10 protein-coding genes are annotated in these 11,974 nt (G+C 44.9%); 2 read left to right on the forward strand and 8 right to left on the reverse strand.

Annotated features, from left to right (window positions below; translation table 11 throughout):
* Window positions 1–225: 225 nt before the first annotated feature.
* Complete coding sequence (locus tag ACX0G7_RS21480; RefSeq protein ID WP_458925579.1) at window positions 226–522, forward strand: early set domain-containing protein; 297 nt, start codon at window positions 226–228, stop codon at window positions 520–522.
* A gap of 111 nt (window positions 523–633) precedes the next feature.
* Here the strand turns inward: ACX0G7_RS21480 and ACX0G7_RS21485 are convergent, their stop codons facing one another.
* The 7 genes from ACX0G7_RS21485 to ACX0G7_RS21515 all read right to left on the reverse strand — a co-directional run bounded on the left by ACX0G7_RS21485 (window position 634) and on the right by ACX0G7_RS21515 (window position 8,739).
* Window positions 634–1,299 (reverse strand): SDR family NAD(P)-dependent oxidoreductase, encoded by a 666-nt coding sequence (locus ACX0G7_RS21485; RefSeq protein ID WP_458925580.1) that lies wholly within the window; start codon window positions 1,297–1,299, stop codon window positions 634–636.
* 22 nt (window positions 1,300–1,321) lie between these two features.
* The gene (locus tag ACX0G7_RS21490) at window positions 1,322–2,413 is read right to left on the reverse strand and encodes a PA0069 family radical SAM protein (RefSeq protein WP_458925581.1); all 1,092 of its coding nucleotides are present in this window, start codon (window positions 2,411–2,413) and stop codon (window positions 1,322–1,324) included.
* A 16-nt stretch (window positions 2,414–2,429) separates the two neighbouring features.
* On the reverse strand, window positions 2,430–3,038 hold the full coding sequence (locus ACX0G7_RS21495) for a 2'-5' RNA ligase family protein (RefSeq protein WP_458925582.1): 609 nt from the start codon (window positions 3,036–3,038) through the stop codon (window positions 2,430–2,432).
* Window positions 3,039–3,111: 73 nt separating this feature from the next.
* A complete protein-coding gene (locus tag ACX0G7_RS21500; protein WP_458925583.1) occupies window positions 3,112–3,690 on the reverse strand; it encodes a 2'-5' RNA ligase family protein in 579 nt (192 codons plus the stop codon).
* Window positions 3,691–3,885: 195 nt separating this feature from the next.
* A complete protein-coding gene (locus tag ACX0G7_RS21505) occupies window positions 3,886–6,990 on the reverse strand; it encodes a ligand-binding sensor domain-containing protein (protein WP_458925584.1) in 3,105 nt (1,034 codons plus the stop codon).
* Window positions 6,991–7,063: 73 nt separating this feature from the next.
* On the reverse strand, window positions 7,064–8,182 hold the full coding sequence (locus ACX0G7_RS21510) for a metallophosphoesterase family protein (RefSeq protein ID WP_458925585.1): 1,119 nt from the start codon (window positions 8,180–8,182) through the stop codon (window positions 7,064–7,066).
* A 161-nt stretch (window positions 8,183–8,343) separates the two neighbouring features.
* The gene (locus ACX0G7_RS21515; protein WP_458925586.1) at window positions 8,344–8,739 is read right to left on the reverse strand and encodes a hypothetical protein; all 396 of its coding nucleotides are present in this window, start codon (window positions 8,737–8,739) and stop codon (window positions 8,344–8,346) included.
* Window positions 8,740–8,893: 154 nt separating this feature from the next.
* Here ACX0G7_RS21515 and ACX0G7_RS21520 point away from each other — a divergent pair, with 154 nt between their 5' ends.
* Entirely contained in the window at window positions 8,894–9,673 is a 780-nt protein-coding gene (locus ACX0G7_RS21520) for a transporter (protein ID WP_458925587.1), read from the forward strand.
* Window positions 9,674–9,708: 35 nt separating this feature from the next.
* On the opposite strand, the gene glgX is transcribed toward ACX0G7_RS21520, so the two are convergent.
* The gene (gene glgX / locus ACX0G7_RS21525) at window positions 9,709–11,943 is read right to left on the reverse strand and encodes a glycogen debranching protein GlgX (protein WP_458925588.1); all 2,235 of its coding nucleotides are present in this window, start codon (window positions 11,941–11,943) and stop codon (window positions 9,709–9,711) included.
* Between the last annotated feature and the right edge of the window lie 31 nt (window positions 11,944–11,974).

The raw sequence follows: 11,974 nt of genomic DNA on the forward strand, positions 1-11,974 counted from the left end.
AGGTCTTTCTACGGCAATATTTCAATTTTATTTTTTAAGTCAACAGAAATTGTCGTAACTTTTATTTGTCAGCGAGGCTCTTTAACCACTTTCTTCTGTATACTTCGTCTAGACTGTCTTTGATGTCTGCCAGGCTTTTTTCAAAGTGCCCGGGATCACTTAAATCCTGTCAATAAATTTTCCATTGTAGCCATTTATTCGTTAATAATAAATAAACAAATCGCTATGAAACCACATCCATCTCCGTTTATCAATGAGCGCAAAAAAACTATTCAGTTTCACTTAAAAATGGGCGCTGCTTCCCATGTATCCCTATCCGGAACCTTTAATAAATGGTCAACCAATGAATTGGAAATGAAACATGTTGAAAAAGATGACTGGATGATTGAAATTCCAATGCTGCCGCAAGGAAAATATTATTACCGTTTTCTGATAGATGACAAAATGTGGATCGAAGATATCGAGAATCAACTCCGTGAACCGGACGGAGTAGTGGGATTTTACAGTGTCTTGACAGTTTGATGTCTCAGACTATGTCCCCCGCCCAAGAAACACCGATCCCACTCATGGTGGTTGTTTAAAACAGCAAATCGTCTTTCCTGTTTAGAAATAACCACCTTTTTTTTGCTCTGGTTATACAACCATCACTTTCCCATTTCCATTACATATAGCATAACATAATTCACCGATCTCATCTGGTTTTACCCATCCGGATGTGTCAGCTCCCGGCATGTTCCGCCTGTTTAAGGCTGTATCCAGTGTTCCGGGAACAATAACGGTAACGCTCACATTTTTTCCTGCGGCAGCAGCATTCAACATATCCGCTAACTTAAAAAGTAAAGATTTGCTCAGGGCATAGGCGATCATATCTTTTCCGGTGGCAGGGTCAAGGGCTGGTTTTGCGCCGACGAATACAAGCTTGCCGTTGTTCCGGCTCATCATATGTTGAAACAACGGCCTGGCGCAATTGTATACTGTTTGAAAGTTCAGCGTAAACATGGACTGCAACGCCGCAATATCGGTTGTCTCTATATTACCCATCTCAAAACCTCCGACCAACAGCAGCCCGGCGTCTATGTTTCCCTTCAGACTTGCGATTTCAAGAAAAAATTCCTGTGCCGTTTCCTCGTTGTCTAAACTTACCTGGTGCAATTCAAAATTTGAATGACCTTCTGCAAATCCCAGGTGGCTGCCGGAATGATCAACCCCGATAACATGATAGTCACCTGACATGAACTTTTTAACAACCGCGGATCCCATGTTCCCGTTTGCACCTGTGATGATTACATTTTTCGGCATTTTTTATTTAAAAATAGTGGATTTAAAACATACTTATCTGCTGCCCCGGCCGGCGGAAAAGGGTGCAGTCCAGTTCCCATCTGTCCGCATTCAGGTTGTAAATGTTCGAATACTTTCTGTATTGCTGGGCAACCAACTCGGCAATATTACCTTCACCACGCATTCTTACACCGTAGCGGCTGTCATTGACCTTCCCACCATGGCTTTCTTCTATCATATGCCACACCTTGTCTGCCCTGTCCGGGAAGCTTTTATAAAGCCAGTCATGGAACAACAACTTAACGGCTCCATTTAACCGGATAAATGTATAAGCAGAAAAGGTTGCCCCGTTTTCGCTCGCGGCTTTCATGATCCTTTGCATCTCATGTTCGTTCAGACCGGGAATCATTGGTCCAAGCATCACCCCACATCTGACGCCAGCATCGGTCAGCTCCTTGATTACCCGCAATCGCTGTTTGCCGGTAGTGGTCCTGGGTTCCATCACGCGTCGCAGATCTTCATCGAACGAGGTAATCGAAAGCAACACTGCAACCAGCCGCTTTTTCCCCATTCTTTCAAGGATGTCTTTATCCTTCAGGATTGCGGCATTTTTTGTGATCAATCCGACGGGTTGATTAAACTCTTCACAAACTTCAAGGAGCCTTCGGGTGATCCTGTACTTCTGCTCAGCGGGCTGGTAACAATCTGTATTACCACTCATTGAAAGGGGCTGACACTCCCATTTGGGATTCATAAGAAATTTGCGAAGTAACTGAGGAGCGTTTTTTTTGACAACGATTTTTCTCTCAAAATCAAGGCCGGCACTGTATCCCCAGTATTCATGAACATTCCTCGCATAACAATAAATACAACCATGCTCGCAACCCTGGTATGCGTTCATGCTGTACATCATGCCAACATCCGGGCTATCAACCTTATTTACAATCGACTTTGCTTCCTGCTCTATATACTGGGTTGCTTCATTGGATACGGTCCAGTCATCAATGCCTTCGGAATGTTCCCTGACTGTCTCCTGTTTAAGAAATCGGTTTTTTGTGTTTATCTGTGCACCACGCCCTTTTAAATAGGAAGGCGATTGGTTCTCCCACTCATCTAACTCTTCATTGTTTTGCATAGGATATCTCCTCTGTTTAAAATAACTCTCCCTGCCTGGTGGTAACCGGCAGATTTCTGAACTCGGTCCTTTGCGCGATCTGCCAGGCCTTTTCGCCCTGCCGCCGCTTCAGCAGTAACATATTGTCCGCGATAAATCTTCCCGTAAAATGGCGGTGTGAATAGTCGCCCCAGCCCTTCTCATACTGCCACGGCAGCAGTTTGCGGGCTACAAGAATCTGTGGCTCATCCGGGAAATAGGGTTTGGTTTCCGTGTTAAGTCGCATCAACGCCTGGAAGTCCTTTAGTTCCCTTGTCAGTTTACGGATAGGTTCCCTCGTCGTGACATTAATATAAATTGCATGTGATGGCATCGGGAAATAATCTTTCAATTCAACCTTGAAAGGTGCCATCCCCATTCCAACAACATTCAACCGGTTCATCAGCCGCTCTTCCTTCATTTCGTACTGGGTGAAAGCCGCCAGCATGATATGTGATTTACCTGCATTGTTCAGGCTGGTTTTATATGTTTCGGCAAAGTCCTTTTTTACCTGGCCGATCTTATTGCGAAGATCCTCAGGGGGATGTAAAACAATCATATACTCATTGATGCGATAACCGGGTATGCTCTGAATAATTGATTTCATACGTTTAGTTTATTTATGCTGATCTGGTTTCATAATTTTTCCATAAGGCGACTATTTACCGGGTGACTCTTCATCAGGCGACCTTGTTAAACAGGTCGTTGTTCGCGGGAAGTAATCCAAAAACCTGGACCGTCCTGAGGGAGCTATACCCGTCATTTCTTTTTAGCAGCACCAGTTCTTCAACATTAAATGACTCATGAAACATTTTACGTGAATAGTCACTGAGTGCCTGTTCATAGATGCCGGTCGGGAGTTTGGAGCCGATAGTTACATGAGGCCGTCTGAAAAAGCCTCCCGGGCCCGGTTGTATAAAGTCCTTCATCGAATTCAGCTGTGCAATAAAATGCTGGATGGGAGATGCATCGGGCACACGAAGAAATATGGTATGTGTCGGGTAACCACTGTAATTATTGAGCGTAAGCCGGAAGCCATGTTCAAGGCTGCAGATGCGCTGGAGCCATCTGACAATGGTACTTTCCATGCCTTCTGATGCAAGAAAACTGGTAATAACAATATGTGGCCTGGGCGAAGCTTTCGGTCTCAGTTTATAAGTTTCATTGAAGAAAGTTCTTTCAGCCAGGATCTTTTCCAGGCAAGGCTTATCCGGAAAGGCGACGAGGAGATATTCATTTGATTCATGCTGACTTTGCATATACCCGCTTTATTCGTTGACCAATTATTTAGCATAAATATACTAAATTCTTTAGCAAAACCAAAATCTTGAAATTAATTTGCGGGGCACATTCTCTGCTTTAAGCGACAAAACTTTCTTAAGGGGTGAAATATAAATCTGATAGGGTCGAACATTCATCTTCCCGGGCAAATATCAATCCTTTACTGCCGGATGTCAGTCAACCGGAACTACGAGTATCACGGACACGTGTTTATTGTCCGACTGGATGTCGAGTACCGCGTTCAGCGATTCTGCCCTTTTTGAAATATCGGTGGTTTTTTCATGATCGAACAGGGATTCGGGTGTGCCATAGCCACCATTAGACTGGATCTTCAGCGATAAAGCAGTTTTGTCATAATCAATATTGATGAGTATCTGGTTAGCTAAAGAGTTCTTTGCGATGGAGCGAAGCGCCCGCCGGAAGATCACATAAAATTCATAACGGGCTTTCATATCAAGATTGATATTACGTACCTCGTCATCCACAACCATTTCGATATTGGCAGAGTGACGGTGACGCATAGCCGCAACAAATTCGTTCATCCGCAAAAGTGTCATCTCCATATTATCATTCGCGGGGTCAATGCTCCAGAACATATCATCCATCACAATGATCATCTTCCGGCTCTTTTCATTTATCTGGTCAATATATTCTTTGGAACGCGTGATGTCCTTATCCGCTTTTATCTTTGCCATCTCGCTCAGCATACTGATGTTGTTAAGTGTCGTGTCTAGCTCTTTATGAAGATTACCGGCAATCTGCGTCCGGACCTGCTGGAGTGCCATAAATTTTTTAATACGTTCACGTTCGATCCAGAACAGGATACATGCCACCGCCAGCAACAGGAATGCATAGAACCACCAGGTTCTCCAGAATGGAGATTTGATCTGGATCTTAAGCGAGGTAATATTTTTACTGGTGATTCCATCAGCGTTCTCAGCCATTACATTGAATGTATAATTGCCGGGAGGAAGGTAACTGTAGATTGCCTGCGCATGTTCATCGGCCTCCTGCATCTCCTTTTCAAGATTTTCAAGCTGGTAATGATAATGAAGCTTTTGTTCTTTAAGATAGTTGAGTGCACTGAATTCTATGACGATGGAATTTTTGTCATAGGGCAGATAAATCTTATCAAGGGTTTTTAGTGAATCTACCGGGATAGATTCGTTACCGATCCGGAAGTCTGTTATAGCTGCATCCGGGGGCACTTTTGATTGCACCATTTTCAACGGATCAAAAACAAGGAAGTTCTGATTGTTGGTAAACACGAGCCTTCCGTCAGGAAGCGCATGTGCATCACCGGGACTGAATGCATCATAGTTTATCCCATCGCGGCGGTCATAGGTGGTGAACGTGCCGATGTCGATATTGAATCGACAGATCCCGTTAAATGAGCCCAGCCAGAAGATGCCGTTCCGGTCGCGGGTCATACAGTTTACGTTATTCCCGGGCAAGCCATCTTCGGTTGAAATATGAACGGTTTTTCTTGTGTTGATATTGAGCATATCAAGTGCTCCCGAAGCTACCAGCAATATACTGTCATTTCGTTGCGCCAGGTCGGTAACCACATCACTCCAGAGCGTTTGATTGGGTTTACCCTCCTTTCTGAATATATCAACTACCCGGTTAGCTGTGGGGTGGATCTTTAACAGGCCATGACCTAAGGTGGCGGCCCATATCATCCCGTCTTTTGCAACGAATAGTTTATGTACCAGGCCTGTTTCGGCAATAACCGTATAGCCCTTCTCAATATCGTCACCGGCAATTCTGCGGTCCCATTTTATAACCAGGCCCCCCTGTGTTCCAAACCATAGGTTGCCATTCAGATCTTCCACCATTATGCGGATCGTACGGCCGCGGAAGATGGGATGTTTTATCGTCTTGTGTTTATCTTTCAGGCGGTCATAGGCTATGATGACACCCTCCTGCAGACCCATCCAGATCAGCTTCGTCTGCGAATGCTGTACAATCGTCCAGATGGAATACTTATCCTTTATTGAATCGAGATCTTTCGGAACATTAACGGGATTGAAGTTTTTGTCATAAATATAAAGCCCGGCTCCCCAGCAACCAACATAAATGGTCCCGTTATCAATCTGGCATGCCGTCTGGGTGGTCCCATAAATCATTCCTTTGCCATTGGGCCTTACCAGGTCGTATGAATTAAACATCTGGGCGTCCGGGTTGAAATAGAATATTCCGTTGTTGGTGCTGACCCAGATATTATGTTGCCTGTCTTCATACATGTTTGTGATCTTCTCAAACCGGATACTGCGCTCATCTTTAAAGTCGTTTTTTATGAGGTTGAGCGGTTTCCCCCCGGTTCCGTATTCCATCATGAAAGGCAGCCCGTAGATCCATAATTTGCCATTGTCCTGCCGGAGTGCTCCTAATATTTCATAATAAGAGGTACCCAGTACTTCATCAGATAAAACATGCTCCCTGCTTTCATTTGTTTTTGCATCATGATAAAATAGTGTAGGCACAGATTTCTTAGGTCCCCAGCTAACCACCAGGAACCTGTTGGAGTGGTCAGCATAAACGCCCGTAACACTCGTAAGATGGCCGTATTTTGTTATGAGGGGATTATTGTCAACGTTGTTTCCGCGGTAACTCATGTGACGCGTAAGCGGATCAAATACCGCTATGCCCGAATCGGCGGCAAGCCACAACCTTTTTGTGAGGGGATCTTCACAGATATTTGTCAAACGCCATTTGTTGGGAATCGGCACGTAGGAGGGACTGTATTCCAGTACATTTTTCCTGGCATTGTACAGCATCAGCCCAACGCTGTTGATAGCAAGGAGCAGATCGCCCCCGGAGGTTTCCAGGATCTGTTTAGGGAAGTAAATGGTGAGCGGTGTTTTAAGGTCCAGTTTTACTTCCTGGTAAGTGAAGTTGCTGGTGTTGAAAATGCCAACTTTATTATCGGCTGTTCCAACCCACAGGTTTTGTTTCTGATCTACATAAACAAAAGTAATGTTGTCGTCCGGAAGGCTTTTCGGGTTTCCCGGATCCGCGCGATAGGTTGAGAATTTTATGCCATCATATCGCTGAAGACCATTTGCGGTGGCGAGCCAGATATATCCCTTCTGATCCTGGATGATATTATTAACGTAGTTGGAAGCCAGCCCGCGGGTACTATTGAAATGAGTAAATACAAATTGCCTGGCCTGGGTAGTAGCCATCCGGCTGGCATCGGCAGCTACGGGAGCAACCTGGGCGATCGTTCGATGGCCCGACAAAAGCACCATTAATATTGTGAGTAATCGGATCACAATTTGCGGTTTAGGTAATCAAATTTACTATGCGTAAACGAAATACGCGAAAGCACTTACAGGTCAGGCCAACTCATACCTCGATACTTTCTTTAAGGTTTTCTTCAAACAGGTAACTAAGCGGGCACTGCTCGAGGATGATGCGGACTGATTTTCCCTCTGTACTTTTCCATTTGATGAGCCTGATATTGTCGCCTTCGATTTCAATCCCCGTAATGTCACCATCACTAAAGCAACAGCAACCCGTGTTGAAGTATGTGGGTTTCACCATAGTTTTTACAAACTTCTTGTTACCATATTCTTTTTTTCTCCATTCAAGTTCCTTTTCTAGCGTGTCTACGAGCTCCTGGTGATTAAGCTCGCGGGCCCGGGCTATCTGTTTCAGTATTCGCTCAATATGATCAAGCGAAGCAAAAACAGGTTTGTGTGTATGACCGGAAATGAACAGTGTATTCTTTTGTGTGGCAGACCATTCATACATGATTATATTGTGGTGATCGATCAGTTCAAATGAATCCGAAGTGGTGTTTATGCTGATATCCAGGAATCGCTGGATCGGTGTCCAGATCGCTGCCACTATCCACATGCTCAACCGGTTGCCGTCACTTTGTTTATCGCCCTGGTGGCCGTGGCTCAGGAGAATCGAAAACTCTTCATTATTATGTATTGTCTTCAGAATGATGCCTTCAGGTATTTTTAGCTTCTTCCCAAAGATGCCTTTTAGATAGAGCTCACGCTGGAAAGAAAATTTCCACTCGAGATCATGATTGCCAAAGGTTCGCAGATAACGATCCACAAGCAGGAACCTCGCCTCTTCTATCAGGCTTTTACGGCTTTTTTCTACCACCTTGTCCGGGGTATTTTCCCACAGCTCTTCGCAGTCGCCGATATTGGCAAGGGTAAATCCATGTTGATAATAATAGTCAAGCGCATTGAGATAGTTTGCCTCGGCGTTCCGGAAATCATCTGCAGCATCCTTGGCTCCTTTATGTTGATCTGAGAAAATGATGTACTTTCCCTTATCCAGCTCAAAGGTTTGAATAAAGCCCGCTTCTTCTTTTCCTTTATGAATATTTTCTACCAGGGAATTCAGCGATTCAAAAACATCTTTCTTTACCGGTCGTGAAGCAAACTTGTTGGCCAGGAAGGTCACAGGTTTTCGGAGTATGCGTTGGAGAAATCTTCTTATCATTAACCGGCTTCCTTTTTTTCAGGTCGTAATTTACGTGTTTGAAGCTGACAATCGCGAAGTGGCCAGGCGATCCTTTTCGCCGGAATGGGGTGTCACAAAAAATACGCTTGATATGACCCGTAAAATCACCTTGGTTGCCTCTTAAAAAATGAAGGGCTAAGTCAGGCGCTCACAGGTTCCGGTTGACGGGTATTGGGTACCGCCTCATTGTTCCGGTAATCAGTCATGATAAAACTTGCTGTGGCCATGGCCAGGAACGCCAGGTGAAACGCAAGCGTTTTTTTATGATTGCGGATCATGGGGGACAAAGTCATTAATGCCTGTGTGGCCAGGACACCTGCATCAATTTTTTTATGCATGTCCATCGAAATTTTTGGATCCACGGTCAAAGGAGTGTCGGTCACTGAATTCACAGATAAGATTGCCGTCCCGATCTCCGCATAACTTTTTACAGCCTTTTTGTTCAAACCCATTAATGCAGGTCCGATTAGCTGCAGGGCAGCAAAGGCATAATCTATAACTGCATGGGTTGTGGGTGTAATAAGCTTATGTTTCATCGTGGTTGATTTATGTGATAGAATAATTGCTGTTCAAAATTTGTTCCCGGCGGTTTAGCCTCACCCCATTGCAGTCTCATTATCCGCCGGCTGATGGCAGGAAAATTGTACCCGACCCTCGTCAGACATTATAGTGCTTAAGGCAATTCCGCCTGTGCATACAACATGTCTGCTGGATGAGATTATGTTTAAACCCGTTGCTGCGCTGCTCTTGCTGATCGCATACCATTCTTTGCTTCAGGCACAGGAAAATGAAATGAATCCCGACAGGCCCGACCAGACCGAAGAAGTTCACCTGGTACCAGCAGGGAAATTCATGCTGGAATCAGGGTTCTCAATAAACCGATTCGATACCGGTCGCAACGCAAACATCGTTAAAGCGATGCTTCGCTATGGCCTCACGAAAAAAATGGAGATCGGTATTCTCACCGAACAAGGCAGGGACCGCAACCGGTACATTGAGAAAACAGTTCAAAGTACTTATCCCCTCGCGCTTCGGTTAAAACTGGCGTTGCTCGAAAAACATCAATGGCTTCCCGATATTACGCTCATAAGTTACTGGCAGGTCCCCGTTTCCAAAAACGACAAAGGTGAGCATGCCCGCAATTCAATAGCACTGTTGCTAGCCTTTCTTCACGAAATCTCCGATAAATGGAAAATTGAGTACAATACCGGGTTTCAACAGGAAGCTTTCAGCAAAGACATTGCCTGGCAGCTCTATACTTCTGTTCATTATAAGTTTAATAATGAACTCGAGGGGTTCGCCGGAAGTTACTCCCAGTTTCAAAAGCACGAAGAGCCATTCCACAATGTTGATATAGGCCTGGGATACAAGCTGAAAGAAAATTTACAACTGGATATTGCTGCAGGCACCAGCATAGATTATCCCGAACCCAATAAATTCCTTACCGTCGGGATTTCAATAATGCTGTAAGCCTTAATAAGTGTTGCCCGGATGTTCCCGGATGTTTACATAGGTTCTATCTTATCAGCAATGGTATCTTTTTCTTTGTGCCTCGCTTTTCCAACCTCGAGCAAAGATTTAATTGAAGCCTCTGATGGTAACCCGTTTTCATGTGAGGTTGTATTGATGAACAGCACTACGGAAGATCCACAAATGTTGACGATATCCCTTGCCCTTGCTTCCTTCTCAATTTTTTCAAATTCTTCTTCGCAGGTATCGAATACTTTTACCCAGGTAGAACCGAATTTAGCAGCCGGTAAAACAAAATCAAGTGCCTCTTCACCCGCATTAAAAACCAGGTAGAAGCTGTCATCAGTCATTTTAGCACCATACTCATCAACACAGCTTAGTCCAAGCCCATTGATAAAAATGCCAAGTGACCTGGCGTAATCCTGCTGCCAGTTGTGCTCAGCCATCTCGGTTCCATTGGGTTGAAACCAGACGATATCCTCCAACCCGATGCCCCTGATAGGCTTTCCCTGGAACCAACGCCGGCGCGAAAAAGCAGGATGCGCTTTCCAGAATCTGATCAACTGCTCCACATATCGTTTAAGACCATGGTCCATGTTCTCCCAGTCAACCCAGGAAGTTTCATTATCCTGGCAGTAGGCGTTATTATTTCCATTCTGTGTGCGGCCGAACTCATCTCCTGCGAGGATCATAGGTACTCCCTGTGACAGGAACAACGTGGTAAAGAAATTTCTCTTTTGCCTGGCCCGGATGGCATTGATCTGCTTGTCTGACGTAGGTCCTTCCACACCATAATTGCAGGATCGGTTATGGTTATCCCCGTCCTTATTGTTTTCCTGGTTTGCTAAATTGTGTTTGTGCTCATAACTTACCAGGTCGTGAAGGGTATATCCGTCATGCGAGGTTATAAAGTTGATACTGGCGGTCGGCCGGCGGTAATCGTTTTCATACAAGTCGGGGCTACCGGTAAAACGCAGGGCAAATTCCCCCAGCATACTGTGTGCGCCCCGCCAGAAATCGCGTATACAATCCCTGTACATTCCGTTCCATTCAGCCCATCCCGGTGGAAATTTCCCAACCTGGTATCCGCCTTCTCCCACATCCCAGGGCTCGGCAATCAATTTAACCTGGGAAATAACCGGGTCCTGGTGAATGATATCAAAGAAAGCGCTCAACCTGTCCACAGCATGTAGTTCCCTGGCAAGGGCAGAGGCAAGATCAAACCTGAATCCATCCACATGCATCTCTTCCACCCAATATCTAAGGCTGTCCATGATCAGCCTTAGCACGTTCGGCATCCGGGCATTGAAAGTGTTGCCCGTACCGGTATAATCCATGTAATGAAGTTTGTTATCGCAAAGCCTGTAATACGATTCATTATCTATACCCTTAAATGAAAGCGTCGGTCCGTATTCATTTCCTTCCGCAGTGTGATTATACACCACATCCAGGATTACCTCCAGCCCCGCCCGGTGAAAGGCTTTCACCATTTCTTTAAATTCAATTACCTGCGCACCTCCATCCTTGTCAGCGGCATACCTGATATCAGGTGCAAAAAAACCGATCGTGTTATAACCCCAGTAATTGACAAGCCCCTTTTCCGCGAGGTGACGATCACTTACAAAATGATGCACAGGCATCAGCTCGATGGCGGTAACTCCCAACGATTTAAAATATTTAATTGTAGTAGGATGTGCCAATCCCTTGTACGTTCCCCTGATCTCCTCCGGTAATTCTTTCTGAAGTTTTGTAAATCCCTTTACATGAAGTTCATAAATGATTGTTTCATGATAAGGAATATCCGGCCGACGGTCATTCTCCCAGTCAAAGGCAGGATCAACAACTATAGATCTTGGGATATAAGGCGCACTATCAGTAGCGTTAAATGCTTTTATCTTATCGGGATGATGCAGGTCATATCCGAACAATGCATCATGCCACTGAATGGTTCCGGATATCGCTTTTGCATACGGGTCGATCAGGAGTTTATTCACGTTGAATAACTTGCCGTTCGCGGGATCATATTTTCCATTTACCCGGTAGCCATATAACTGACCCGGTTGAATGTTCGGAACATAACAATGCCATATATGATGGGTTCTTTCCTTTATCCTGATTTTGACTGTTTCGTATTCATCTTCTTCAGACTGGAATAAGCAAAGTTCTACTCCTTCCGCATTTTCTGAATACAACGAAAAATTTACTCCGTCACCATCCCAGGTCGCACCAAGTGGATAGGGTTTGCCTACGCGGACCGCTAATCTTGTCATAGAATATTCTACAGTTAATTCACGCCATTTA

This window comes from Flavitalea antarctica, assembly GCF_054461535.1.

Excerpts from the sequence above, each read along its gene's own strand:
- ACX0G7_RS21485 (WP_458925580.1), bottom strand. The coding sequence starts at position 1,299 with ATGCCGAAAAATGTAATCATCACAGGTGCAAACGGGAACATGGGATCC.
- ACX0G7_RS21490 (WP_458925581.1), bottom strand. The coding sequence starts at position 2,413 with ATGCAAAACAATGAAGAGTTAGATGAGTGGGAGAACCAATCGCCTTCC.
- glgX (WP_458925588.1), bottom strand. The coding sequence starts at position 11,943 with ATGACAAGATTAGCGGTCCGCGTAGGCAAACCCTATCCACTTGGTGCG.
- ACX0G7_RS21515 (WP_458925586.1), bottom strand. The coding sequence starts at position 8,739 with ATGAAACATAAGCTTATTACACCCACAACCCATGCAGTTATAGATTAT.
- ACX0G7_RS21510 (WP_458925585.1), bottom strand. The coding sequence starts at position 8,182 with ATGATAAGAAGATTTCTCCAACGCATACTCCGAAAACCTGTGACCTTC.
- ACX0G7_RS21500 (WP_458925583.1), bottom strand. The coding sequence starts at position 3,690 with ATGCAAAGTCAGCATGAATCAAATGAATATCTCCTCGTCGCCTTTCCG.
- ACX0G7_RS21480 (WP_458925579.1), top strand. The coding sequence starts at position 226 with ATGAAACCACATCCATCTCCGTTTATCAATGAGCGCAAAAAAACTATT.
- ACX0G7_RS21495 (WP_458925582.1), bottom strand. The coding sequence starts at position 3,038 with ATGAAATCAATTATTCAGAGCATACCCGGTTATCGCATCAATGAGTAT.